Below are 23,500 nucleotides of genomic sequence, written 5' to 3' on the forward strand. Positions count from 1 at the left end.
CGCTGCGGCTTTTTTTGATGGCTGTTTGTTATTTCAAATATAGCATTCTTTTAAAATTGTGTCAATTTATGACATTAAAAATTTGTGCGTTTTAGGGTGAGTTAGTTAAGGTGGGGCGAACGCTCACGCACTTGTCCTTTGGTGCGTGGGTTGTTCGTCTTCGTTATCCGATTTGGAAAATAGAAATAATTAGCGAGTGTCGAAATTTGGTGTGTAATTAATATGGGTGTTTTTCTCTATATAAAACAACTTGTGAATAAGGAATTCCTGATAGGGTAGTTCGTGTGAGCGTATAAATTGAAATCAAGGGCTACGCCATTTTTTAACGAGATTGTAAGAAGTTCCCCTTGCCAGACAAATCTTTCTTATTTATATTTGTGGTGCTCAAATGTGTACTTACATGCTTTGAATGATGAACCGTAAAGCCCCGCCTTTTTATACTTGTAGGCGGAAGGAGAGAAAGATGAATGAAAAAGAATGGCCAAATTCGGCCTCAAATCCGCAAATTAGCGGTCAAATATATTGCATTTGCATTGAAAATGAATTAGATTTGTATAAAAATGAGGTAATTCATATGGCAAATGCAGTTTTACAGACGAGAATCGACAAGGCCACCAAAGATCAGGCGGAGGATTTGTTTGAATCGCTCGGTTTGGATATTACCACGGCTATTAGACTGTTCTTGAAACAGGCGATTAACCAACGCTGCATTCCTTTTGAAATTGTTCCTCCTCAACGTGAGTTTTCCGATTCAACGTTAGCCGCTATTGAAGAAGCTAAAAGCCTTGCAAGGAGCCCCAGAGCGAAAAGGTATTCTTCTGCTAAGGAACTCCTTGAGGATTGCAAGTAATGGTCTATGAACTTCTTAAGACTTCTCGCTTTAAGGCTGGCGTAAAGCTCGCCCGAAAGCGGGGGTTGGATCTTTCTCTTCTAGAAGATGTCATTGAAAAATTGCGACTTGATCAACCGCTTGAAGCAAAGCATCATAACCATGAATTGTCAGGAAAATTCAAAGGCGTCTGGGAATGCCATATTCAACCGGATTGGCTGTTGCTTTACTTGAAAGACAATGGGGTACTTGTATTGACTTTGGTCGATACGGGAACGCACAGCGATATCTTTAAGAAATAAAGTTCGATTGGCAATCTAAGGTTTCCGCTCAATAGTAATGGTGTCCTGCAGGTCTATGCGCAGGAGCCCTTCCCTTGCGGCAACGTAGAACTTGTCGAAGTTGCAGGTGTTTTCTTCGGCACCGGTGGCGTCGAATTCCAGCACGTCCGTGAACGTTTTCTTGCCGACGGTGAGCGAATCCAGCATGTGCACGGTGTAGCCGTCGCTATTGGTCATCTTGTTGCCCTTAAGGTCCCTGAACACGATGTCCGAACCGTAGTGCAACAAGCCGTCGCGTAAATATTTGAGGCACGAAACTGTCATCTTGCCGCCATCTTCATTGCATTCGACGCGCATTTCAATGTTGATTTCGTTGATGCTGCCCGATGTTTCGAAATAGAAGTTCTCGGGCTTGTGACTGTAGATGCGCTCGCTGTAGGTGTCTTCGATGCCCCAGTTGTCTACGACCTTGATTGTGTCGCTCCATTCCTGTTCTTTCTGCACCAACTTTGCGAAATTACCTCCGACATAGTCGTCCGACGTGTCGAACATTCCGCACGAAGTAAGCGCCATGCCCACGATCAGTATGCCCACCATCTTTACGAACCTATTCATTGTCGCCCCCTTCCTTGATGGTGAAACTCTTACCGTCGGTGGTTTCGAATTTCAGGATTCCCTTTTCCTTGGAAAAATAAAGGTAGGCTGTATCGCCTGGAACATCTTCGTGGTAGTTGAGACCATCGTAATGCGCATTGTCCATGATGACGAATACGCTGTCGTAGGTTGTTCCGTTGAAGGTGATGGTGTCGAGCATCATGAGGGTGTTCTCGATGCCCTTTTCCAGCGGGGTGCCGTTGGAATCAAGGGCGGCGGAGAATTTAGTGTTTCCGTGGCTTATGCGCATCGGCATGCGAGTGTTTTTTTCGTCGCTGTCGTCAATGTTGCCGTAGAAGTTTACCTCGACGCTCATGATGGGGTAGGTGGACGTGAGCAGAATGGTTCGATCCTCTTCTTCGACCTCTACGCAAAACTCGCTCCATTCGTTCTTGAAAATGGAGTCCTGGCTTACGGTCAGGTCGAATTCGAAACCTTCGGAATGTATGTAGTGGGTCGTTGCGCCCTTCTTGAAGCTGCCAACTGTTTTCTGACAATCGGCGAGCTTTAATTTTGGGTGACGCACTTCGTTGCAGGTGTCGGTAGACCCGCAGGCAGTGAGAACCGCGCTACAAGCGGCAATCGCTAGCCCGGCTGTAAATAAAACTCCTTTTCGCATATTGTTCTCCTTTTACCCTAACTTCAATCCCGCAATCTGTTTCTCAAGTTCTGTCGCTTGCGTTGCAAGCTTCTTCTTGAGTTCCTGTGTGGCGGGGGAGTTTTCGTCCTGGATTCGGTGGTTGGCCGTTTTCAGGAACTTTTCCACTTTCGCCATGTTCTCGCGGGTGGCGCTGTCGCAGTAGGTTTCGACCATTCGCTCAAAGATGTATTCTTCTGCGGTTTTAGACAAATGGATCATGTCGTCGCTGTAAAAGCGGTAGTCGCGCAGTTCATCCATTACTATTTCGTAGCTCGGGAAATAATCAACGGTGTCATTGCGCGAAGCGCATGACTGCTGCGTCTCGCAAATGCGTGAGTAAACTCCCGCGCTTGCTCGACTTGCGTTGTCATTGCGAGGAGCCAACGGCGACGTGGCAATCTCTTTGTTGATGGCGAGCAGTACCGTCGCCTTTGAAAGGTTGTTCCCGTGAGCGCCGTCGCCTAGGTGCCTGATAGGCGATACGGTGAAGACGATGCGGGCGTCGCGATTCATGTCGCGGAGCAGGGTGACGATCCTTTGGATGGCTTCGGCGGCTTCGTCGACCGAAATTAGCTTGCGTTCAAATTGGCTCGGGTCTTGCCGGTGACAATTCGCTACGGGTTTGCCGCTGTCTTTTAAATAGTAGACAAACGCGGATCCGAGCGTGATAAAGATGACGTTTGCCTTCTGCAAAAAATCGCGGGCTTGTGTTGCCGCGGCATTCAGCTTGCCGATACATTCTTCTTTTGTCGTGCTCGAAAGCGAACTATGTGCGTCCCAACAGTGCCAAAGCCTGTCGCATCGCGTGTCCTGAAAAACATCTTCTTCTCCGAAAACTTTCCCGTCGGCAATCGCCTTGATCTGGCTCGCTAGCGAAACCGGATTATAGACCGTTCCGAACGGATTCGCAAGAACGTTGAATTTTCGTTCTGCGAACAGCGCCGAAATATTGTCGGCAAAGCACGACCCGAAAAATGCCAAACGACTCGTGTAGTCGATTTTAAAATCTGCGGCGGGAATGTCGATCTTCGTGAAAAAGTTCATGCTACAAATTTAAATAGAATAAGCGGGGCGAATTGTATATGCTTAACGGTGTTTCTGAAAGAAGGGGTGGAGTGTTGCCTTTTTTTTTGCTGTATTTATTGTGAAAAATATTGATTTTTTATATAAAATTCTGCAAAATGCTTAAATTTTAGAAATTTAGTGAAAAATTTATTGTAAAAACTATTGACTTTTGAAAAATCTTTGTTTATATTTAGGGTGTACTTAACCGGGGGGTTAAGAGGAGGACAAATGAAAGATATACTTGAATATACGAGCTACCGTCAGTATATCGCGGATTATTACGCCGACAAAAAGGCGAAATCTGCGTTTACCTGGCCGGAGTTCGCTTCTGCGGCGGGATTTTCTTCGCCGGTCTACCTAAAATATGTGAGCGAGGGCCGCTTCAACTTGAGCGAAGCGGCTGTCGATCGCGTTGCCGCGGCAATGCACCTGTCCGGTAGCGATCTTGATTTTTTCCGCGAGATGGTTCGTTTCGATCATGCGAAGTCGGACAAGGCGAAAAAGGAATCTTTCCAGAAGTTGGTGGCGATGGCGGAAAGTCGTAAGGCAAAAGTGATTGAGGCCGATGCGTTCCGCTATTTTGACAGCTGGAAAAATCCCGTGCTTCGTGAATTGGCGCCTGCCATGCCCGGGGCAAAACCGTTAGCACTTGCAAAAGCGTGCCGTCCTAAAATTACTGCTGCCGAAGTGAGCGATTCGCTGAACTTTCTGATTAAGGCGAACATGCTTCAGAAAGACGAAAACGGCAATTACGTTCAAACGGACAGGTCGATTACGGCCGGGCCCATGGAAGTGACACCTGCGGTGATTCGCGGATTGCACCGCCAAATGGGCGAACTTGCGCTCGACACAATCGAGGGCGTGCCGCAAAACGAAAGGCATTTTTCAGGCGTGACTTTGGGCATTACGCAAGGCGCCTACGACGAAATCGTCGCTGAAATCAATGCGTTCCGCAAGCGCATTATTGAAATTGCCACTAGGGAAACTGAAACGGATGAGGTGTACCGCCTGAACATCCAGTTTTTCCCCATGACAAATAAAAACGGTACAAAAAAGGGTTAGGAGGATATCATGAATTACTCAAAAATGGCTGTGCAGTTTGTCTGCAAAATGGCAATGCCGCTCGCCTTGATGTTCGCGGCCTGTTCCACTGACGAAGGGAATACCATTTCAAAGGTGGAAACGACTCCGGGAACGCAGATGGGAGGCTCTTCGGAAGAGCCGAGTGTTATCGCGTACGAAAATATCTCTTTGAGAGGGCGTGCTTATTATGCGCCTGCAAAAAGTGAAACCAAGCCTTCTCTGGAAAACTTGGATGCCTCTTTCCCGCAGGATGTCTTTGGGGCGGGCGGTTCGGTAACGCTGAAAGAGTTGGATTCAACAACATTGGAATGGATCGATGGCGCGTCTTATACGGCGGAGATCGACGGTGCTGTAGAAGATTCTGTGACCGGAGAGATGTGTCCGAGTAATAATGGCTCAATCCAGTTTGACAGTGTTTCTCTAAACAGCCCGGTTGTCATGCTGATTGCGACTTCTGACGATATTTCTTTGCGTGCGATTCTTGATTTGCGAGACACAAATTCTTTTGTTGTTGATGCCTTGTCTCATTTGAAGGCTTATCGCCTTCAAAAACTGGTTGCTTCTGGGGAGTCTTTTGCGTCGGCGAAGATTCAGGTAGAAACTGAAACGGCGAATATGTTTGGTTTTTGCGGACAGGGGACGCTTGAAGCTGCTGATGTTCGTGAAATGCTGAATGAATTTCCGTTTGAATTGTTGCAATCAATAAAAGAGGATCTCGGTAAAACAGGCTCAATTGCGGGACTCTCTGAAAGTACAAAAGAATCTATGCGTTTCTATGCGTTGCGTTCGTATTTTATGAAGGTTTCGCTGTTTCCGGAATCGCAGTTTGAAAGACTCGACGAAGCTGCTGTCTTGTTCTATCAAGAAAATCTGAAAAAGAAACAGTATTTGCTTAGTATGCTTGCTAGAGTGTATGGGTATGACTGCACGTCGGCAAATGAAGGAGCGCTTGTTGAAGTTTATAAGAATGAGACTCTCTTGAAATGCCATGAAGGAGACTGGGAGTTAGTTGATAATCGTGTCGCTCAGTTGAATGTTTCTTCGACCATGGGGACTATGATTGATTCAAGAGATGGTCAAACCTACAAGACGGTCAAGCTTGAATATGATGGTATTTCGCAGACGTGGATGGCGGAAAATCTGAACTATGTTACGGAAAAATCGAGTTGCTTTAGAGATGATTCGTCGTATTGCTCGGTGTATGGCCGCATGTATTCGTTCTTCCCGCTGGATTCGATTTACAATAAATATGCGTCAGAAGAGGACTGCGTTGCAGATCGCATAAATGTTTGGCTGGCGGAGTATCGTGCACTTGCGGACTCGTTGGATGAAATTGATCCGTTGAGTGAGGACGATTCCCTGCGTTTTGTAGACGAAGCGCATAGGCTCTGTAAGGAACTTGGCGAAAGTCCGGAAAATCCTGACAATGTGAATTGGAGCAAGGTGATTGATTCTCTGGATGTGCTGAACTATAATGTATGTCCTGAAGGTTGGCGTATCCCCTCGTATGAAGATTGGGAAGCCTTGTTGACTCATGTCGATTATGACTTGCTGCATTCCGCTAATGGGGATCCGGTGGGCTTTGGGCTCGAAACTTTGGGAATTGTCCGTGGCTCAAATGGCAATTATAGAATGACGATAATGGGAGGCGCTAGCTACCTGTTTACGCCGAGACCCACGCCTGAAGAATATCTGCAGCCGGGGATGCCGTATATGGGAGATGCGATAGGAATGATTTATACGTCGGCGTCTCAATTGAATAATGGCTTTTTAGGTACTGGATATACGTATGCGATGTGGAGTCGCGGATTTGTCCGCTGCATCAAAAACGACTAGCGAATTTGGGGGTTAGGCCTGTTTGGAGGACCGGTTAGGAGGATTCGGTTGGGGGAGAACAGGCCGAGAACGAGAAGGTGGGCTTCGGCCCGCCTTCTTTGTAATTTTTGTGGCATGGAGGAAACAAATAATGTATCTTTATGGTATCTTGCGGAGTAGACGCAAGAAAAGGAATTGTATGAAACCTGGGAAGACTGAACTCCGTCTGAATGCTGAAATCGAAAAACGCGGTGCGCTTTTTGCCGTGCTGCTGGATCCCGATACGTCTGACGAAGCCGCCTTTGTGAAGGCGGGCGCTATGGCCGCCGAAAACGGTGCCGACCTCTTGCTGGTGGGCGGTTCTTACCTAGGTAACTTTACGCTGCCGAAGCAGGTGGCTGCCCTCAAGGCGAACGTGAACTTGCCCGTGGTGCTGTTTCCAGGTGGCGCTTCGCAGGTGGTGCCTGGCTTTGACGCGATGCTCTTTATGACGCTTGTGAGTGGCCGTAATCCGAATTACCTGATCGACGAACAGGTTCGCGGTGGCGCACTCGTGCGTGCCTTGAATATGGAAGCGATTCCGACGGCCTACCAGCTGATCAACAGCGGCAAGCGTACGACTGTTGAATATATCAGCGGTACCATGCCGGTGCCTGCCAATAAGCCTAAGCTCAGCATGGTGAACTCCATTGCGGCCGAACTCATGGGCATGCGCTATGTGTATCTGGAAGCTGGCAGCGGTGCCGAAGAGCCCGTGCCGGTAGAACACATCGCCTACACCCGCAAGGCAACCGAAATGACGATTATGACCGGTGGTGGAATCAAGGATCCGCAGACAGCCGCTATCCGCGTGGCTGCCGGCGCAAACATCATCGTGACCGGCACCCTCTGGGAAAAGGTGGAAGACCCGAAGCTGTTGGCTGAATTTGCCTCCGCAATTCACGTGAAAGGCTAGCAGCACGTCATCCCGAATGTCATCCCGAACTCGTTTCGGGATCGGCGTTTTTATAAGCATTTTTAGGGAAGCGGCTTTCCCTTTACTCAAATATTTGTGTATTTTTCTGTTAAAAGGAATGCACCGTTTTGGTGCAGTTTTGAGGTATCTATGAAAAAACTCGTGATTGTGACTTATGTGCTCCGTGCGCTGGGCTTTGTGCTGGTGCTTTTGATGCTTTTCGGGCATAGCATTGTCTTGAATATGTTCCCCGGACTCGAGGGCCATTCGATCAATCCGATATTCTATACGGGCGTGGCATGCTACGCCGTGGGTGCGATCATCCATTTCTTTATCAAGAAGCAAGAAAGGGAAGAACGCCGTCGCAGAGAAATCGCAGAAGCCTCGGAACGAGCCTTTGGTAAAAAGTCCGAAGATTCGGATAAGTGATTGGGTTGTTTATGATTAAGATTGAACATTTGCATAAGACGTACCGCAGCGGTTTCTTGACGAAACCGAAGCTTGCGCTTAAGGATGTGAGCTTTAGTGTGGAACCGGGGCAGGTCTACGGATTTATCGGGCCGAACGGCGCGGGCAAGTCCACGACTATCAAGGTGCTTACGGGTCTTTTGAATTTTGAATCGGGCAAGGTTTTGGTGAACGGAATCTCGCCGCGAGATGTAAAGAGCAGGCGGTTTATCGGTTACTCTCCGGAACAGCCGTACTTCTATGATTATTTGACGGGTCGTGAACTCTTGCAGTTCTACGGTAAGTTGGTCGGTCTTTCCGGGGCGGAACTCAATAAGCGCATCGACTGGTCGCTCGACTTGCTGCATGCGAACAAGGACTGGATTGATCGTCGTCTGCGTTCGTACTCCAAGGGCATGATGCAGCGCGTGGGCATTGCACAGGCGATCCTCGGCAAACCGAAGCTGTTGATTCTCGACGAACCCATGAGCGGTCTCGACCCGATGGGCCGTCGCGACGTGCGCGAAGCAATTATGGAACTCAACCGCACGGGTGTGACGATTTTCTACTCAAGCCATTTGCTCAGCGATGTGGAATCGATTAGCCACAAGGTCGCGATGATTGTCGATGGCAAGATCGTGCGTGAAGGTACCGTAGACGAAATTACGGAATCTTGTGGCGTGGAATACCATGTGCGAACCCGCGAAGCGATTCCGCAGGCAGAACTGCCTGAAGGTGTTTCGCCTGCCGGTCATCCGCAGGAATGCGTTTGTGCAGACGACGCTGCCCGCGACCGCTTGCTGCGCTTCTGCTTGGAAAAAGGAATTGCGGTGGAGCGCATGGACCACAAGCGCCCGAGCCTCGAAGACATTTTGACGGAGGAAATTGCCCGTGCAGACGCTTAAGCATATCGGCATTATTGCCCTCAATACGTTCCGCGAATCCATTCGCGACAAGATTCTTTATAACATCGGGTTTTTGGCCATCGCCATGACTTTGTTCAGCATTGTGCTTGGTGAATGGTCGGTGTTTGACCGCGCCTACGTGATCAAGTCCACGACTCTTTCGGTGATGAGCCTTTCGGGCTTGTTGATTTCGATTTTCGTGGGCATTAGCCTAGTGCAAAAGGAAATCCAGCGCAGAACAGTGCTTACGCTGTTGTCGAAACCCATTAGCCGAGCCTCATTTATCGTGGGCAAGTACTTTGGACTTTTGGCGGTAGTGGCGGTGCACCTGACGCTGTTGACCGGCATTTACTACGTGATGCTGTTCCTCACGGGTTCCGCTCCGACGCTTAGTCTGCTTACGGCCATCTACCTGATTTTCTGCGAAATGGCGGTGGTGATTGCAGTGGCGCTCCTGTTCAGCAGCTTCAGCAGCACGGTGCTTTCGGCACTCTTCACGCTGGGTGTCTACTTTGCGGGCCACTTGAGCGACCAGCTCTTGGAACAGGTCCGCTTTGCCACCCGCATGGGCGAACTCAACGGAACGTCGAGCATGCTTTTCCAGAAAGCCGCCGAAGTCATTCACGCGATTTTCCCGGGACTGTACCGCTACAATGTGACGACTTACGTGGTGCATGGCGTGGCGCTCCCCGATATGTATGTGTTCTGGAATAGCATTTATGCGCTGGGCTACATCGGCTTGTTCCTCGCGGTTGCAAGCTGGTGGTTTAGCCGGAGGGACTTCTTATGAGAAACCAATACATGGCGAAAGTCCTTGTGCATAACAAGGTCGTTACAGAAGCTCAGGTTAAAGCCCATTGGGGTGAAGTTACCGACAAGAAGGATATTGGTCAGGTTCTTGTAGATGCAGGAATCCTTCCGCCTCCGATGTACATCAAGGTGCTTGCCTTTGTGAAGAATCTTGAGGCGAAGGCTGCCGCCGAAGGTGGTAGCGCTCCTGCCGCAGCACCTGCAAGTGTTGCTTCCGCGGCTCCGCAAAAGCAGTCAACCGCACGCTTCGAGGCTCCTCCGGCCTCGGCCCCGTCGGTAGCGCCCGCACAGCCCGCTCCCTCCGAAGGTTTACAGATTGAAGGTAACAGCAGCTTGTATGGCGAAGTTTCGACCTCCAATGTGGAAGTCGAAGCGGTCGCGGGCCTCGAATCGACCAGCATCAGCACGGTGCAGGTGCAGGCCGAAGCCGAAGAAGAAGCAACTGGCGAAGATGCCGAAAAGTTGCCGAGCCGCTTTGCGATTTTGACCGGCGAAGGAACGCCCGTCGAAGCTCCTGAAAAGATTCGCCCGATGACGAACCTTTCGCAGATTATCGCTTTCGCCCGTAAGTTCGGTGCAACGGACATTTACCTGTATGCGGATCGTCCGGTGGTGATGCGCCAGTCGGGCGCGCTCTTTGTCGCCTCGGATGATGTCCTAGATCTGTCCCGCATCAATGAACGTTTGGACGAAGCTGCCAAGGGATTCTCGGACGGCTACAAGATTGTTGTCGGTAAGAACTTTAGCAAAACGATTGGCTTGGCCGGTGTCGGTCGCGCCCGTATCACGGTCACGTGGAACGGCACCAATCCGAGTGTTTCGATTCGCGTGATTCCGCAGGAATCGACGACACTCGAAAACTTGTACCTGCCGGCATTCTGCAACCAGTTTACGGAACTGAACAGTGGCCTTGTACTTGTGGCGGGCCCTGCAGCTAGCGGTCGCTCGACGACGATTTCCACTTTCGCCGAAACGATTGCAGCTAATCGTGATGTTTATATCCAGACGGTTGAAAAGCCTATTGAACGTGTGCTCCAGAATCCGCGCGGCGCCATTGCCCAGCGTGAAGTCGGCTTGCATGTGCGTTCGGGTGTCGAAGGTGTGGAACTTGCCATGCAGAGTGGCGCCGATGTCATCTTGTTCGACTATCTGGAAAATATGGATGAACTTGCAATGCTGTTGCGCGCATCCAATGCCGGCGCCTTGGTATTCGCCGTAACGGCGGGCAACAACATTCACGCTCTGCTTTCCCGTTTGCTTTCGTCGGTGTCTGCCGAAAAGCGTACGGCCTTTGCGAACTCGCTCGCTGAACAGCTCAAGGGAATTATCGTACAGCACTTGATTCCGATTGTGCAGAATCAGGGCCAGGTGCTGGCTGTCGAAGCTGCCAAGATGAATTCGACGATGGCGAACATGCTCCGCCGCGGCGAGATCTCGCAGCTTTCTGCTTCGATCAGCAGCCAGAAGGATCAGGGCATTTCGCTGGATGATTCTTTGCAGAAGTGCGTGGAATCCGGTTACATTGAAGGTGCCGAGGCTTGGAAACGCGCCTGCGACAGTCGCCGTTTTGCCGCTTACAGGGCTCAGAACTAAGGGGATATTATGGCTACAGAAATTGAATCTTTGCTGGAATATACGCTGAATGTGGGCGCCTCTGAATTGGTGATTACCGAAGGTGCTGCCTCTGCGGTACGCTTGGCGGGTAAGGTTTGTGCCATTCCCGATGCTCCTGCGGTTGAAACGGGTTCCCTTCGCAATTTCTTGAATTCTATGGATGGCGAATCGGGTACGGTCATGGGCGGCCCCTGGTGCGGCTCCAAGTGGCGCGTGCATTATAACCGTACGGCTTTGGGTAGCTCCGCTATTTTCCGCCCGGTACTCGATGAATGCCCGGACTTTACGGCGCTGGGCGTTCCCGAATCCATGATGAACTTGCTCGGAATCCGCTCGGGCCTGGTGGTCTTTAGTGGCCCTGCCTGCAGCGGAAAGACGACCTCTGCGACGGCTTATGTGTCGGCTCTTTGCCAGTCGGGCATTATGCGTGTGAGTCTGTTGGATCCTGATGCCGAAATGCCTGTAAAGCGCGGCGACAGCTTGGTGCTTGAAAATTCTACGGGAACGATTCCCGAAAAAATGGAACAGGCGCTCCGCAGTGGAATCGACTTGATTTGGCTCGGTAATTTCGAAGGCCAATCGCTGATTCCGGTGCTGCGTGCTGCTGAAGCGGGTGCCCTTGTTGTGCTTACGGTGACTGCCGGTAATGCGGTGGGCGCGCTCGATGCTTTGCTTTCTTCGGAATCACTTGAAAACCGCGATATGGCATGCAATATGCTCGCTTCTGTACTGAAGGCTGTCGTGGTGCAGCGTTTGTTGCCGGGTGCCCAGGGCGTTGTGCCTGCTTGGGAAATCCTTTACGGCACGCAGAACGTGGCTTCTAAAATCCGTAGTGGCGAACATTACACCTTGCCTTCGATTATTGCGGCTTCCGCTTCCGAAGGCATGATGCTTATGGATGACTGCTTGGCGGAACTTGTAAAGGCGGGCTATGTATCTCAGGAAGATGCAATCCGCGTGGTTTCGAATCCGGCTCGCTTAGGGTAATTCGTGCGGAATGGGTTAGGCAAATTTGTCGCGGCGATTGCGCTGTGCGCAACGTGGGCTTTCTCGGGCGAGAATGCCGCATCAAAAGGTGCACCGTCTCTAGATTTGCTGAAGGCGTCTGCTGATTCTATTGCGAGTGCGACCGCTACGGATTCCTCAAAGGCGAATTCACTCAAGACGGTTCTCTACTTGGGTGGCGGTGAGCGTTCTCCCTGGTTCCAGCTGGGCGTGCTTTATGCTATCGAAGAGTACGGCATCCCTGTAGATTCCGTGGTGGCGACATCTTGGGGCGCATGGATTGCTTCTTTGTGGACGCGAGGCGTTCCCCTGGATGATATCCAGGTGCTGATGCTGGATTCTACTATCGCACCCTTTGTGGGTCATGATCTTACGGCTGCAGAAAGCGAATATGGCTATCAAAAGCGAGATGCTTATGAAATGCCGATTTCGCTGTCGGGAATGCCTTCGATCAGATCCCGCTACAGTGTGGTGATGGATACTTCCCGCTCGATTCACGTCGAAAAGAAAGCTCTGACGATGGATTCCATGCAGGTGGTGCGTGCCCTTGCAAAGCTGCGTTTTCAAGAAAGCCTTTACCGTCAGCGACAAAATGCCCGCATCCCATTGTCGCTGCAGTCTTGCGAATCGGGAAAGCCCGTTGTCGTCGAAAGTACTATTCCGCAGGTGATTGCTTCGCTCCCGCTCTGGGGACAAGATTCTGCAGGAGTGTCTGGCGAACTTTGCCCTTATTACGCCTTGCCTATCGAAGACAATGCGCGAGAGCTTTCGATTATCGTCGTGTCTGATCCGTTGCGTGCACCTATCGTGGGCGATGAACGGATGCGCTTGATCAAACAGCATGCTGGCGAAATTCTTGCGAGTCAGCCCGGCGTTATTGTTCGTGCCCATACGATTCTAGATACGAATCGTGCGGTTTGGATTCAGTCCGGATTTTCTTCTTTCGAAAAGCAACTGTCCAGTTTCAAGATCTTGAATGGGCGCCGTCAAGATTATTCTGCGGGCCGTATCTCGGCGAAACCTTGGTTCCGCTTCGAGCCTTCTTATAACGGTCTCTCTTCCGAGGTGCAAAATGCGGTGAAGGCTTATTGGGTGGAATCCGATACGGCAATGATCGCTCCCGAGAATTTCGCCTTGGATTTGCTGCAGAATCCTGCTTACGATTCCTTGCGTTTAGATATGCAGCCTAGCGGTAATGTCGCTGTTGAAACGGCGGTACATCCGACGCTGGACCTTGCTGCGGGTGGCTTTGGTTCCAATATGATTGGCCCCAACGCCTACGCCGAAGCGACGGTGCATTATGTGGACCATGTCGAAATTGAGTTGGTCTTGGCTGGCTTCTGGGGTGGAAATTCCTACGGAATTCGCCCGCGCCTGAATATTTCAAAGTTGTGGAACCGCCATTGGGATTTGCAATTTGGCTACGATTACATGAAGCTGGTTCCGCTGAAGTCTTATAACCGCAATATCAATCGGGGACTTCGTATAGAATCTGAAGAACGCAGTGACTTGACGATGAACCTGTTGTATACGGTGGACCGTTTCCAGCGGGTTTCGGCGGAGTTTATGTTTGGTTCCAGGTACTATGACCTGGATACGGCTTACTATGGCGATCGTGTCATCAAGACTTATCCCGTGTCGCCTATGCTGCATTACCGCTACTTGAATGGCGCTGACGACAACTGGTTTGCTGATGACGGCTACGTTCTGAATGTCTGGGGTGGCTTTGAATCGATTGGCTTTGATGATGGCATTATCGATGTGGTGCCCATCTACTGGAAGCTTCTAGCCGATGCCCGCTATACGATTTCGCCGGTGCGTTTCGTGACATTGAATGTGGCTGCTGCTGGCGCCATTGAACGTTACCACGACGAAGGCCACGGTTATGTTTCGCCTAAGTCCATCGGGAAGGCTCCTCTGGATGTTGCGTACCGTCAGCATGCCGCGGCAACGCCTTGGTCTACCGAATGGTACCATCCGGAACTTTCATCTCATGAATATGCAATGCTGCGGTTTAACGGAGGCTTGCACGGGAACTATCTAGGCGCTTGGTTATTCGGTGCCTACTACCACGACTTCGAAGGCAGCCCCGAAGCGGAATTGGACGAAAACAAATTCGTGTTTGAACCGGCTCTGCGTTTTGCATACCGCTCGGTCACCGCTTATGCGGGAATCAGCCGTATCGTAGATTACGGCACCTTTGGTGATTTGACTCATTTGAGCGGATACAATTACTTTATCCGCATCGGAAACTATAGCTTTTAATTGCTGCTTTTAAATGGCGAGCGGCATCCAGGGCTTGACTTCGTTGACTGAAATCAACTTGCCCTGACGCTTGCGGCGAATGGCTGCGGCTGCAATCATGGCACCGTTGTCGGTGCTCAGGCTGCGTTCCGGAATGCAGAACATGATTCCGTGCTTATCGCAGTAATCTTGCAGGCGTGTGCGGAGCCATGCGTTGGCACTTACGCCACCGCCGACCACGAGAGTCTTCATCTTGGTCTTTTTAAGGGCGGTAATCGTCTTGGTCACGAGGCTATCGACAATCGCATCTTCCAGGGAGGCGCAAATGTCGCCGATGTTCTTCTGAATGAATTCAGGGTCGTGCGTTTCGGTGTAACGCAGTACAGCCGTTTTCAAGCCGCTGAAAGAAAATTCGCAGTTGTCGTGCACATGGAGGGCGCGCGGAAAATCCACGAATTTGCGGTTGCCGTCTTTGCCGAGGCGGCTGATGGTAGCACCTGCGGGGTACTTGAGGCCTAGCAGCTTACCGCACTTGTCGAAAGCCTCGCCGGCGGCATCGTCGCGGGTGCGGCCGATACTGGTGTACTTAAAGCCAGGTTCTTCGAGCACGAGTTCCGTATGTCCGCCCGAAACGGTAAGCGTCAGGAACGGCGGCTCGATTTCGGGGTGCGTGAGCCACGCGGCGGCCAAGTGGCCTTCCAAGTGGTTCATGCCGTAGGCCGGAATTTGCAAGTCGCGGGCGAGGCCCTTTGCAAAGCTTGCTCCCACCAGAAGCGGTCCCATAAGGCCCGGACCCGTCGTGTAGGCGATTGCATCGATATCCTTGAGTTCGATGCCAGCTTCCTTGACGGCTGCTTCTGCAATCGGCGAAATCTTTTGCAAGTGCGCACGTGCAGCGATTTCAGGAACCACGCCGCCGTAAAGGGCGTGTTCGTCAATCTGACTGTAAAGAGGATTCGAAAGAACTTTTACGGGATCGTCTTGCAGAATGGCGCAGGCGGTTTCGTCGCAGCTGGATTCAATTCCAAGCCAAATCATGGTGCAACCTCTTCGAGAGAGTCCGCGGTAGCGACAGGCTTGGTTTCTTTCTTGCGGAGCGTCACCTTTTCGGGTTTCAGCTGGATAGCCTTGATTGCCATTTCGCGGTTGATGTGGGCCGGGAGCGTGAGCTTCACCGTCGGAGAAAGACTGTCTGCGTCTTCGATGGCGAATCGGTTGTATTCCATCACCAATTCAATGTTCTGGGCGGTAATAGAGTCAAGTACCTGTTCGCCACCCGTGATTTCCACGGAAAGGCTCTTGGGCTCCAGGGAATAAACTTGTCTGTCGAAGAATCCGATGAGGCTTACGGGGATACTGTCGTAAGTGCGGCTGCTCATCTTCTGGATGTTCACCGAAATCTTGACCGAGGAATCGCTCGGCGAAACGAATGCCGGCAGGTTGCTGAAGTCCAGCGGAATGGTGAATTCCTGGCTGGCGTGCAAGGTGTCAAAGAAAGAAGAATCGGTCGGAATATCGATGATGCGGGTAAGGGCGTTGCGTGCGCCGGACACCAACAGCTCTTCAGGGGAAATCGCAGGCTCGTCGGCAATCAGGTAGCCTTGGGCCGCCGTAAATGTGGCGACGGATTTAATGGGAACGTTTCTTGTAATGCGGGTATCAATATCGAGGTCTACGAACAAAAGCTGATTTTCGGGTTCCACGAAGTGAATGTCCGGGAATCCTGCAGAAACAAAGTTCTTGCTGTCCAGGTGAATGCGCTTTGCACCCAGTTCGGCTTGCTGCAGGTCTACTACCATGGCAATGGAATTTTGTTTGGGATCGTTCACGATGTTGTTCAAACGAATCAAATCCCAGGACTTGCCTTCGACGGTAATGTGCAGGGAGTGGGGCGGTTTCGAAGCAATCGCCATTGTTTCGGGAAGTTTAACAAAGTTCAAAGGGACACTCACCGAAAGCTGGAAATCCTTTTGAGATATGACAAGAAACCAGAGGGCGATGCCAAATATCAGTGCGGTTATTTTTAGAACGATGTTTCCCATAGAACTCTCGAATGACTGTCTAAAATTTAGTTATAATTCACCCTGTGTTCGGACAACTAGGCTATTTAATATCGGAATCTTTTCGCGGAATGCGGCAACACCGTACGGTAATCCTTCCGTCGTTTGCCACAATCTTCCTGTGTTCCCTGCTTCTGTCGGCTTCCTTTACCGCTTTCGGGGCGGTGATGCGGATTCTTTCCATGGAAAAGAACCTGTATGCCCTTGAAGCCTTCCTGCCGGAATCTGTAGGCGAAGATTCTCTGACGGTCATCCAGAATCGCCTGGAACATACCAAGTTTATCGATTCGGTGACTTTTGTGAGCGCCGATTCCGCCTTAGCCGATTTCCGCAAGCATTTTTCGGGCGAAATGCTGGACCTTGTAGAAGGTAACCCCATTCCGCCGTTCTTCAGGGTCACCCTAGTTGAAGACCATAAAAATCCGGCCACCCTGATCGAAGTGAAAAACAATCTTTCCCGCATGGACTTTTTCGAAGAAGTGCAGGCTCCGGTGCAGTGGGTCGAAAAAATTTCGGCCTGGAAGTTCCGCATGCTGTTCTGGCCCATTTGCGTCAGTGTTCTGCTGCTGTTTACCCTTTCCTTGATTATCTGCAATTCCGTAAGGCTTTCGCTTCTTTCTCGCAGGCTCCTGGTCGAAAATATGAAGTATGCGGGCGGTAGCCATTTCTTTATCGAATTCCCGTTCGTACTGCAGGGAGCGTTCCAGGGTGTCGTGGGTAGCGGTCTTGCCGTTATTTTGCTCGCGGTCGTTTTAAACTCGGTGGCGGATGCGTTCCCCATTGTGGCTGCGAACCTGACTGGCCTTGGCTCTTGTCTTGCCTTAGTGGTCCTTCTGGTGACGGCTCTTTCGGGCTATTTCAGTTACCGTACGGTGCGCGGGTTCCTTTCGATCAAGCGCAATGAACAGGATTAACGATGCGGCTTGTGGTTTTGCTTTTTTGCCTGTTGCTGGGGGTTGGCGCCGAAAACGCCTACGCTAAGCCTGCCGCAAAAAACACCAAGAGTGCTCCGGCAAAATCCGCTCCTGCCAAAAAATCGACGAAGGCCACGACAAAGTCTGCGTCCAAGTCTTCTGCGACAAAAAAGACTGACGCCCAGATTAACGAGCAGAAAAACGCCCTGAAAAAGTTGGAGTCGGACTTGGCTAAAAAACGCCAAGAGCTGGCGCTCCTCGAAACCGAAGAGAAAGGCGTGCTGAATACGATTTCGATTCTCGACCAGAACTTGAACCAGACCCGAACTTACCTCTCGGAACTCTCCAAGAGCGAAGTCATGCTGGAACGGGCTCTTGTACAACTTTCTGCAGACATTGATTCCTTGGACCGCAGAATCGAGACTCGCCGGGAAGCCATGAAAAAGCGAATCCGGACGCTCTATGTCAGCGGCCGCAACAGCGAGGCAAGAGTCCTATACGGCCTGCTTACGCAACAAGGGAACCCCGACCGCCAGGTGTATTGGGTGCACCATATTCTGAACCAGGACCAGCAAGAAGTAGAAGTCCTGCAACAGCTGGTGCAAGAACGGGATGAAAAGAAACAAATGGAATCGGCTCACTTGGACGATCTTAAACAGATGCGTTCCAAGAAGGCTGCCGAAGAAAAGGGCCTAGTTTCCCAGATGAGCGGCCAGGAAAAAATGCTCATGTCTTTGAAGCATGACCAGAACATGCAACGCCGCGCCCTGAAGGAATTCGAACAGAACCAGAAGACCATGCTGGCCCTTATCAAGAAGCTCGAAGAAAAGCGTAAAAAGGAAATCGAGCAGGCCAAGAAAGACGAGGCTGCTCGCAAGGCCAAGGAAAAAGCCGGCAAGGATAAAAAGAAGGACAAGAAGACTCCGACCAAGACGGTGGAAAAGCCGAAGGTCACCGTGGCTGAATCGGTAAAGGGCCCCAAGTGTACGCCGCTGAAGGGTGATGTCATCAGTAATTACGGTTTGCAGGAACATCCGGTGCTGCATATTATGACGCGTAACCTGGGCGTCGAAATCCGCGGAAAACGCGGCGCTGCCGTTCGTGCCGCCGCGGCGGGAACGGTGGTGATGGTGGCCGAAATTGACGGCCGCGGCCCCTCTGTCATTATTGAACATGAGGGTGGAACTTACTCCGTTTATGGTCACCTTGCGTCAATTCGTGTGCAAGAAGGCAAAGAAGTGCGAAATTGCGAAGAAATTGGTGAAGTGGGCGATGTTGCCTCTCTAAATGGAATTAAATTGTACTTCCAAGTGAGCGAGGGTACACAGACCGTGGACCCCTTGCAGTGGTTGAAACAGAAATGATCGAATATACTTTACATGGTCCTGCCTCTCAAGAACGCGCCCGTATCCGGGTGATGTCTGCGCTCCGCGAGAACCGCTTTCCCCAGGCGATTTTGATTGATGGTCCTGCAGGAATCGGCAAGAAATGGCTCGCCATGGAAATTGCGAAGTCGCTTCAGTGTACCGATCCGAACATGCGCCCCTGCGGTCATTGCTTTGGATGCCGCATGGCCGACGATAGCGGTGCCACCGACGGTTGGGTGGTCCCCATGGAAGCCGACGAGGCCCGCGCCCGCAGTTCCGATGACGTGGCTCCGGGCAGCAAGGCGAAAACCATTGAAGACTTTAAAAAGGCCTACATCGAAGAAATTCAGAAGAACCCGTACCGTGTCGATATCTTTTCGGCGGGAGCCTATATCTCGGTAGACCTGATTCGCTCCATGACATCTAGCTTTGCTATGAAGGGCGACCGTATTCGCACCATTATTATTGCCGAAGCGGACCGCATGAACGAATCGGCGGCCAACGCCTTCCTCAAGACTCTTGAAGATGTTCCGGCAAACACCTACTTTATCTTGACGACGAGCTCCCGCGAAAAGATGCTCCAGACCATTCGTTCCCGCTGTCTGGCACTGCATCTGTTGCCTCTTTCCGACGACGAAGTGCGGTCGGAAGTGCTACGGGTAGCCGGCGAAGAATTTGACGAAGCGTCCCTGACGGACGATGTGATTGGACTTGCGGTCGGCTCTCCGGGCAAGGCCCTTTACTATGCGGAACATGCGAAAGCCTGGTGCAAGTTGGCATCTGATTTCGTTGTATTCTCCTTGCGCGGGAGCTATACGGAACTGTTCATGCAGCTAAAGGAAACGTCGCTCGACGAAGCCTACGACGCCAATCGCTTTTTGGAAGTGCTTTCGTTCTTGCTGGCGGACTTGCTGCGAGAACAGGCGAATGCGCCCTTGCGCATGCCCGAAACCACCACGGCCGTGGGGCTTTCGAACTTCCCCCGTGTAGATGCGACTGCTTTGGAACTGGCCCTTGTGGCGGTACAAGAAACCATGTCTCGAATCGAGTCGAGACGAGTGTCTGCATCCATGTGCCTGCAGAACCTTTCCCTGAAACTTTTCGAGGGCTACAAGTAAATGACCGAGGCGCAGGACGAAATCATGAACGAACACCTGGCTTCGGCAATGTCGAAAAGCCTTCGCGTTCCCCATGTGGTGGCGCGTTTCCTGGTGTCTCGTGGAGTTCGTTCCGTGTCCGAAGCGCACCGCATGCTGTGTGGTAACGCAGGCGATGTGCTGGATCCGTTCCTGATCAAGGGAATGGATGCTGCCGTGGCTTGGCTCTTAGATGTCCGCGAAAAGCACGAAAAGATTTTTGTCTTTGGCGATTACGATCTGGACGGCATGTCCGCTGTAACGCTTATGACACGCGCATTGGCCGAACTTGGTATCGAGTCCGATTGGCGACTCCCGAACCGTTTTGGCGATGGCTACGGCCTTTCGTCTTCGGCCGTCGAAGAAATGCACCAGGCGGGCGCCCGCTACGTGATTACGGTAGATACCGGCATCACGGCAAATGCAGAAATTGCGCTGGCCAAGCAATTGGGCATGTCGGTGTTGGTCATTGACCATCACCAACCTTCGGGCGACGGCCTCCCGGAATGCGACGTTCTATTGGATCCGCATCAAGAAGGCGATACCTACCCGAATCCAGAACTCTGCGGTGTCGGTGTATCTTATAAGTTTATTTGCGCTCTGTACTCTAAGCTTTCTCTGCCGGAACCGACCAAGTTCCTGGACCTGGTAGCCTTGGGCACCTTGGCCGACTTGGTCTCTATGACGCCTGAAAACCGCGCCTTTACTAAGGCGGGTCTTAAGTCTATTGAAAGCAGCCATTGGCCGGGCCTGCAAGAAATGTACAGCAACTTGATGAAGGGCCACGGCAGCGTGGGTGGCATCGATGTGATGTACAAGTTCGCCCCGCTCCTGAATGCGCCTGGCCGTATGGAACGCCCGGATCCGGCTCTCAAGCTTTTGCTGAGTCCGAACATGGCTACGGCCAACGCCCTGATGGCGGAACTGCGTGAATGGAACAGCAAACGCAAACAGAAAGAAGCGGAAATTACCGAGATGGCTCAGTCGCAGATGACTGCCATGTATGGCGAAAACCTTCCCACGGTAATTGTGGTGGCTGGTAACGATTGGCATGTGGGCGTCATTGGAATTGTGGCGGCTAAGCTCGCGCAGGAATACCACCGCCCTACGGCAGTGCTTTCCATTCAAGATGGTGTGGCTCATGCTAGCGCCCGTGCGGTACCTGGCTTTAACTGGCACAAAGCCTTGTTTGAATCTCGCGATTTATTTGACCGTTGGGGCGGTCATGCCAACGCCGCGGGCTTCTCCCTTCCGGCCGATAAAATCGATGAACTCCGTAAGCGTCTGGAAGTTTCTGCCGCAAGCCAGAACTACACCGGAGCAGAGGAGTGCGAAGGCGAGGCTGCTCCTTGTTCCTACGACATTTGCATTTCGCTCAATGAACTTGTGGTCGAAGCTTCGCAGTATATGTCGCCCCGTGAATACGGCGCCGGCAATGCTGCAAACAAAAACCAACTGATTTCCATTCTGGATTTCATCGATCTGCTGGAACCCTTTAGCGGAAACTTCCCGTACCCGACGTTCCGCGCCGATAACGTCAAGGTGCACCGCCTTCGCGAACTCAAGGGTGGACACTTGCAGATGGATATTTCCCAGGCGGGAAGTCGCGTGTATCCGGCCATCGGCTTCGGGCTTCGCAAGTTCAAGAGTTTGCTTAGCAAGCCCGTATCGGTTATCTTTGAACCGACCTGGAATTATTTCAACGATCGCAAATCCTTGCAGCTTTGCATCAAGGCGATTGAACCTTATACAGAACCTTCCACCGTCAACAACTAGGATTTAAACAAATGCGCAACCTGCCGATCTATTTCTTGATTCTGGTTTTTGCGGGGCTCATGTTCGCCCTATCAAGAGTTCAGCTCTATACTCCGGTGATTACCGTAGAGCCTGAACCGACGCCGGTTTTGCCCGATGACGGTTTCCTGGGCCGTATGGAAATGCCGTCGCTGGATGATATCTATGTGCTTGACAATTCTGCCGGCCGCGACTTGGTGAAGTTCGAAAAATTCCTGAAAGGTCGCGCGGCGAGCCTTCACTTTGCTTCTGCTGCTTATTTCAAGGCGAACCGCAAGAATATTCACAAGGATTCTAACGCCTTCATGGGAATCAAGCTCACGCTGGATTCATTGGGCGCATTCTCTCCCGAAATTCTTTTCACCAACGTGAACGACGAAAATTTTAAAGGCCTGGTACTTTCGCAGATCCAGGCCTATTGGCGTTACCCGCGCAGCGAACAGGGAAAGTTCGTGGCTTGGGTTCCCTTCGTGTGGAAGAACCACTAATGTCATGCCGAACTTGGTTCGGCATCAGCATAAAATTATTTGCTCTTGAGAATCGCCAGCAATTCGGCGGTTCTTTTTTCAATCAAGATAAAGGCTTCGAACATACGGGCTTCGCGCCACTTGACCAGATACTTGGCCTTCCATTCTTCGGCCACTTCTTCGGGGTCTTCGTGGTGGGACTCGTTGCGGTACCATTCTTCCTTCTTGATTTCCTTGATCATGTCGCCCATTTCGGCGGCAGGCTGCAAGGAACCCTTGCAGAGCAGAAGGGCGCGCAGGTTGTCGAGCAGGATTTCGTCGGTGGGATTGTCGGAGTCATCACGAGCGCAATCCCAGATTTCGCCGCGGTGGCGTTCCGTCCAGCCCATCAGGTGCTTTTCGGTTTTCTGGAGTTCACCCTTGGCGAGCTTTTCTTCGACTGCTTCGCGAGGATAGTAGATGCTGTTCGGGTAGAATTCAATCATAATGGCTCCCTGGTTTGCCGTAAATGCCCGGGGCGGGACTTGAACCCGCACGAGGTTGCCCTCAAGGGATTTTAAGTCCCCAGTGTCTACCATTCCACCACCCGGGCTCGGGCGTGGCCTAAATATAGTAAAAGAGTGCAAGGGAAGAATGCGCAAAAACTTGTTTCTGGCTTTTTCTAAATTAAAACCTATGAAACATCTTGCTTTTATCTTCGCCTTATTTCTTGCAGCACCGCTTTTCGCCTACGATGGCGATATGGATACCTACCACGAATTTAAGGAAGATCTTTCGCTTGCTCGCGATGGCTACGTTGCATGCCTCAATATGGCGATGGAATCCGCTAACGAAAGCACCGAAGGTTCCTTGGAAGGCTGGTTCAGCTTGCGCGATAAGGGTGGCGCCCGCTCCTGGATGCAGCTTGATTTCGAAGCCCCTACGTTCAAGTTTCTGAAGATGGAAGAAGTTCCTTACGGCTTCAAGCTGAAAGGCTCTCACGGCCCGTACAAGATTGACGCTGAAGTCCGAGTCGTTACCCGCGATACCGACATCTTCTATGATGTTAAATACAACAAGGCGAGCAACGCCGCCGGCAAGGAAATCTTCGGCGAAGTCTTCCGCAACGACCGTGTCGTTTTCTACGACGAAAGTACGCCCTGCAAGCGCAAGGCAGTCACCTGCATCAACGAATATTCCCGCGGCACTTTAGGTAAATAAAAAAGGAACCCTTTCGGGTTCCCTTTCTATAATTTTTCTCAAAGCAGCATAGCTGCGACCTCATCGCTCAAAGCGACTGTAGGTCGCGTGCTCATACCTACTTGATGATGAGCATCGAGTCGTCCCAAGCCTCTCGTGAGACTCCGCACCTATGGTGCGGGAGAAGGGTTTTATACCCTTCGTTCGTCGAACGAAATCGTTGTTTTTAGAGATGC

The 23,500-nt window shown here is 51.3% G+C and carries 23 protein-coding genes and 1 tRNA gene; 17 read left to right on the top strand and 7 right to left on the bottom strand.

The annotated features are described in order from the left end of the window. The first annotated feature begins 463 nt into the window (after positions 1-463). Together BUA40_RS03160 and BUA40_RS03165 are read left to right on the top strand one after the other, a co-directional pair. Complete coding sequence (locus BUA40_RS03160) at positions 464-850, top strand: type II toxin-antitoxin system RelB/DinJ family antitoxin (protein ID WP_218588179.1); 387 nt, start codon at positions 464-466, stop codon at positions 848-850. Beyond that, positions 850-1,131: a type II toxin-antitoxin system YafQ family toxin gene (locus BUA40_RS03165; protein WP_072798250.1), complete on the top strand. Its 282-nt coding sequence runs from the start codon at positions 850-852 to the stop codon at positions 1,129-1,131. The genes BUA40_RS03160 and BUA40_RS03165 overlap by 1 nt, the downstream gene beginning before the upstream one ends. 15 nt (positions 1,132-1,146) lie before the next feature. Here BUA40_RS03165 and BUA40_RS03170 read toward each other — a convergent pair whose 3' ends face one another. Genes BUA40_RS03170 through BUA40_RS03180 form a run of 3 tightly spaced genes read right to left on the bottom strand, consistent with a single transcriptional unit; the run spans position 1,147 to position 3,448 of the window. After that, positions 1,147-1,725: a hypothetical protein gene (locus tag BUA40_RS03170; RefSeq protein ID WP_072798252.1), complete on the bottom strand. Its 579-nt coding sequence runs from the start codon at positions 1,723-1,725 to the stop codon at positions 1,147-1,149. Beyond that, entirely contained in the window at positions 1,718-2,383 is a 666-nt protein-coding gene (locus BUA40_RS03175) for a hypothetical protein (RefSeq protein ID WP_072798255.1), read from the bottom strand. The genes BUA40_RS03170 and BUA40_RS03175 overlap by 8 nt, the downstream gene beginning before the upstream one ends. Before the next feature lie 12 nt (positions 2,384-2,395). Beyond that, on the bottom strand, positions 2,396-3,448 hold the full coding sequence (locus tag BUA40_RS03180) for a GSCFA domain-containing protein (protein WP_072798257.1): 1,053 nt from the start codon (positions 3,446-3,448) through the stop codon (positions 2,396-2,398). A 249-nt stretch (positions 3,449-3,697) separates the two neighbouring features. Here BUA40_RS03180 and BUA40_RS03185 point away from each other — a divergent pair, with 249 nt between their 5' ends. The 9 genes from BUA40_RS03185 (at position 3,698) to BUA40_RS03225 (ending at position 14,368) form a co-directional block, all read left to right on the top strand. Continuing rightward, positions 3,698-4,531, top strand: coding sequence for a TIGR02147 family protein (locus BUA40_RS03185; RefSeq protein WP_072798260.1), 834 nt, complete (start codon positions 3,698-3,700; stop codon positions 4,529-4,531). A gap of 9 nt (positions 4,532-4,540) precedes the next feature. Beyond that, positions 4,541-6,388 (top strand): FISUMP domain-containing protein, encoded by a 1,848-nt coding sequence (locus BUA40_RS14340; RefSeq protein ID WP_143149678.1) that lies wholly within the window; start codon positions 4,541-4,543, stop codon positions 6,386-6,388. 178 nt (positions 6,389-6,566) lie between these two features. After that, positions 6,567-7,322 carry a phosphoglycerol geranylgeranyltransferase gene (locus tag BUA40_RS03195; protein WP_072798264.1) on the top strand — a complete coding sequence of 252 codons (756 nt, stop codon included), beginning with the start codon at positions 6,567-6,569 and terminating at the stop codon, positions 7,320-7,322. Positions 7,323-7,472: 150 nt separating this feature from the next. After that, positions 7,473-7,751, top strand: a complete 279-nt coding sequence (locus BUA40_RS03200) for a hypothetical protein (protein ID WP_072798267.1) — start codon at positions 7,473-7,475, stop codon at positions 7,749-7,751. 11 nt (positions 7,752-7,762) lie between these two features. Then, positions 7,763-8,674 (top strand): ABC transporter ATP-binding protein, encoded by a 912-nt coding sequence (locus tag BUA40_RS03205; protein WP_072798268.1) that lies wholly within the window; start codon positions 7,763-7,765, stop codon positions 8,672-8,674. Continuing rightward, positions 8,661-9,464, top strand: coding sequence for an ABC transporter permease (locus BUA40_RS03210; RefSeq protein ID WP_072798269.1), 804 nt, complete (start codon positions 8,661-8,663; stop codon positions 9,462-9,464). Before BUA40_RS03205 ends, BUA40_RS03210 begins: the two co-directional genes overlap by 14 nt. Beyond that, a complete protein-coding gene (locus BUA40_RS03215; protein ID WP_072798270.1) occupies positions 9,461-11,077 on the top strand; it encodes a type IV pilus twitching motility protein PilT in 1,617 nt (538 codons plus the stop codon). Before BUA40_RS03210 ends, BUA40_RS03215 begins: the two co-directional genes overlap by 4 nt. A gap of 9 nt (positions 11,078-11,086) precedes the next feature. Further along, positions 11,087-12,085, top strand: a complete 999-nt coding sequence (locus BUA40_RS03220) for an ATPase, T2SS/T4P/T4SS family (RefSeq protein WP_072798271.1) — start codon at positions 11,087-11,089, stop codon at positions 12,083-12,085. Between the two features lie 3 nt (positions 12,086-12,088). Beyond that, entirely contained in the window at positions 12,089-14,368 is a 2,280-nt protein-coding gene (locus tag BUA40_RS03225) for a patatin-like phospholipase family protein (protein WP_083585244.1), read from the top strand. A gap of 9 nt (positions 14,369-14,377) precedes the next feature. Here BUA40_RS03225 and tsaD read toward each other — a convergent pair whose 3' ends face one another. Continuing rightward, positions 14,378-15,385: a tRNA (adenosine(37)-N6)-threonylcarbamoyltransferase complex transferase subunit TsaD gene (gene tsaD, locus BUA40_RS03230; protein WP_072798273.1), complete on the bottom strand. Its 1,008-nt coding sequence runs from the start codon at positions 15,383-15,385 to the stop codon at positions 14,378-14,380. Further along, on the bottom strand, positions 15,382-16,389 hold the full coding sequence (locus BUA40_RS03235) for a CdaR family protein (RefSeq protein WP_072798274.1): 1,008 nt from the start codon (positions 16,387-16,389) through the stop codon (positions 15,382-15,384). The genes tsaD and BUA40_RS03235 overlap by 4 nt, the downstream gene beginning before the upstream one ends. Positions 16,390-16,478: 89 nt before the next feature. Here BUA40_RS03235 and BUA40_RS03240 point away from each other — a divergent pair, with 89 nt between their 5' ends. Genes BUA40_RS03240 through BUA40_RS03260 form a run of 5 tightly spaced genes read left to right on the top strand, consistent with a single transcriptional unit; the run spans position 16,479 to position 22,106 of the window. Beyond that, the gene (locus tag BUA40_RS03240; protein ID WP_255369184.1) at positions 16,479-17,321 is read left to right on the top strand and encodes a cell division protein FtsX; all 843 of its coding nucleotides are present in this window, start codon (positions 16,479-16,481) and stop codon (positions 17,319-17,321) included. A 2-nt stretch (positions 17,322-17,323) separates the two neighbouring features. Beyond that, a complete protein-coding gene (locus BUA40_RS03245) occupies positions 17,324-18,685 on the top strand; it encodes a murein hydrolase activator EnvC family protein (RefSeq protein WP_083585245.1) in 1,362 nt (453 codons plus the stop codon). Next, a complete protein-coding gene (locus BUA40_RS03250) occupies positions 18,682-19,806 on the top strand; it encodes a DNA polymerase III subunit (protein ID WP_072798278.1) in 1,125 nt (374 codons plus the stop codon). The genes BUA40_RS03245 and BUA40_RS03250 overlap by 4 nt, the downstream gene beginning before the upstream one ends. Next, complete coding sequence (recJ, locus tag BUA40_RS03255; RefSeq protein WP_255369185.1) at positions 19,807-21,600, top strand: single-stranded-DNA-specific exonuclease RecJ; 1,794 nt, start codon at positions 19,807-19,809, stop codon at positions 21,598-21,600. Positions 21,601-21,611: 11 nt separating this feature from the next. Further along, entirely contained in the window at positions 21,612-22,106 is a 495-nt protein-coding gene (locus BUA40_RS03260) for a hypothetical protein (protein WP_072798280.1), read from the top strand. Between the two features lie 35 nt (positions 22,107-22,141). On the opposite strand, the gene BUA40_RS03265 is transcribed toward BUA40_RS03260, so the two are convergent. Both BUA40_RS03265 and BUA40_RS03270 read right to left on the bottom strand, forming a co-directional pair. Then, the gene (locus tag BUA40_RS03265; RefSeq protein ID WP_072798283.1) at positions 22,142-22,570 is read right to left on the bottom strand and encodes a hypothetical protein; all 429 of its coding nucleotides are present in this window, start codon (positions 22,568-22,570) and stop codon (positions 22,142-22,144) included. Positions 22,571-22,594: 24 nt separating this feature from the next. Then, positions 22,595-22,677: transfer RNA gene (locus BUA40_RS03270), tRNA-Leu, on the bottom strand. Between the two features lie 83 nt (positions 22,678-22,760). On the opposite strand from BUA40_RS03270, the gene BUA40_RS03275 reads away from it, so the two are divergent. Further along, entirely contained in the window at positions 22,761-23,285 is a 525-nt protein-coding gene (locus tag BUA40_RS03275) for a hypothetical protein (RefSeq protein WP_143149679.1), read from the top strand. The last annotated feature ends 215 nt before the right edge of the window (positions 23,286-23,500 follow it).

This window comes from Fibrobacter sp. UWT2, assembly GCF_900142545.1.
GTDB lineage: Bacteria > Fibrobacterota > Fibrobacteria > Fibrobacterales > Fibrobacteraceae > Fibrobacter.

What these genes read in the sequence shown, in the direction of transcription:
- BUA40_RS03185 (WP_072798260.1), top strand. Translation starts at nt 3,698, where the DNA reads ATGAAAGATATACTTGAATATACGAGCTACCGTCAGTATATCGCGGAT.
- BUA40_RS03160 (WP_218588179.1), top strand. Translation starts at nt 464, where the DNA reads ATGAATGAAAAAGAATGGCCAAATTCGGCCTCAAATCCGCAAATTAGC.
- BUA40_RS03220 (WP_072798271.1), top strand. Translation starts at nt 11,087, where the DNA reads ATGGCTACAGAAATTGAATCTTTGCTGGAATATACGCTGAATGTGGGC.
- BUA40_RS03245 (WP_083585245.1), top strand. Translation starts at nt 17,324, where the DNA reads ATGCGGCTTGTGGTTTTGCTTTTTTGCCTGTTGCTGGGGGTTGGCGCC.
- BUA40_RS03260 (WP_072798280.1), top strand. Translation starts at nt 21,612, where the DNA reads ATGCGCAACCTGCCGATCTATTTCTTGATTCTGGTTTTTGCGGGGCTC.
- BUA40_RS03235 (WP_072798274.1), bottom strand. Translation starts at nt 16,389, where the DNA reads ATGGGAAACATCGTTCTAAAAATAACCGCACTGATATTTGGCATCGCC.
- tsaD (WP_072798273.1), bottom strand. Translation starts at nt 15,385, where the DNA reads ATGATTTGGCTTGGAATTGAATCCAGCTGCGACGAAACCGCCTGCGCC.
- BUA40_RS03215 (WP_072798270.1), top strand. Translation starts at nt 9,461, where the DNA reads ATGAGAAACCAATACATGGCGAAAGTCCTTGTGCATAACAAGGTCGTT.
- BUA40_RS03180 (WP_072798257.1), bottom strand. Translation starts at nt 3,448, where the DNA reads ATGAACTTTTTCACGAAGATCGACATTCCCGCCGCAGATTTTAAAATC.
- BUA40_RS03175 (WP_072798255.1), bottom strand. Translation starts at nt 2,383, where the DNA reads ATGCGAAAAGGAGTTTTATTTACAGCCGGGCTAGCGATTGCCGCTTGT.
- BUA40_RS03240 (WP_255369184.1), top strand. Translation starts at nt 16,479, where the DNA reads ATGCGGCAACACCGTACGGTAATCCTTCCGTCGTTTGCCACAATCTTC.
- BUA40_RS03165 (WP_072798250.1), top strand. Translation starts at nt 850, where the DNA reads ATGGTCTATGAACTTCTTAAGACTTCTCGCTTTAAGGCTGGCGTAAAG.
- recJ (WP_255369185.1), top strand. Translation starts at nt 19,807, where the DNA reads ATGACCGAGGCGCAGGACGAAATCATGAACGAACACCTGGCTTCGGCA.
- BUA40_RS03265 (WP_072798283.1), bottom strand. Translation starts at nt 22,570, where the DNA reads ATGATTGAATTCTACCCGAACAGCATCTACTATCCTCGCGAAGCAGTC.
- BUA40_RS03250 (WP_072798278.1), top strand. Translation starts at nt 18,682, where the DNA reads ATGATCGAATATACTTTACATGGTCCTGCCTCTCAAGAACGCGCCCGT.
- BUA40_RS14340 (WP_143149678.1), top strand. Translation starts at nt 4,541, where the DNA reads ATGAATTACTCAAAAATGGCTGTGCAGTTTGTCTGCAAAATGGCAATG.
- BUA40_RS03200 (WP_072798267.1), top strand. Translation starts at nt 7,473, where the DNA reads ATGAAAAAACTCGTGATTGTGACTTATGTGCTCCGTGCGCTGGGCTTT.
- BUA40_RS03195 (WP_072798264.1), top strand. Translation starts at nt 6,567, where the DNA reads ATGAAACCTGGGAAGACTGAACTCCGTCTGAATGCTGAAATCGAAAAA.
- BUA40_RS03275 (WP_143149679.1), top strand. Translation starts at nt 22,761, where the DNA reads ATGAAACATCTTGCTTTTATCTTCGCCTTATTTCTTGCAGCACCGCTT.
- BUA40_RS03205 (WP_072798268.1), top strand. Translation starts at nt 7,763, where the DNA reads ATGATTAAGATTGAACATTTGCATAAGACGTACCGCAGCGGTTTCTTG.
- BUA40_RS03170 (WP_072798252.1), bottom strand. Translation starts at nt 1,725, where the DNA reads ATGAATAGGTTCGTAAAGATGGTGGGCATACTGATCGTGGGCATGGCG.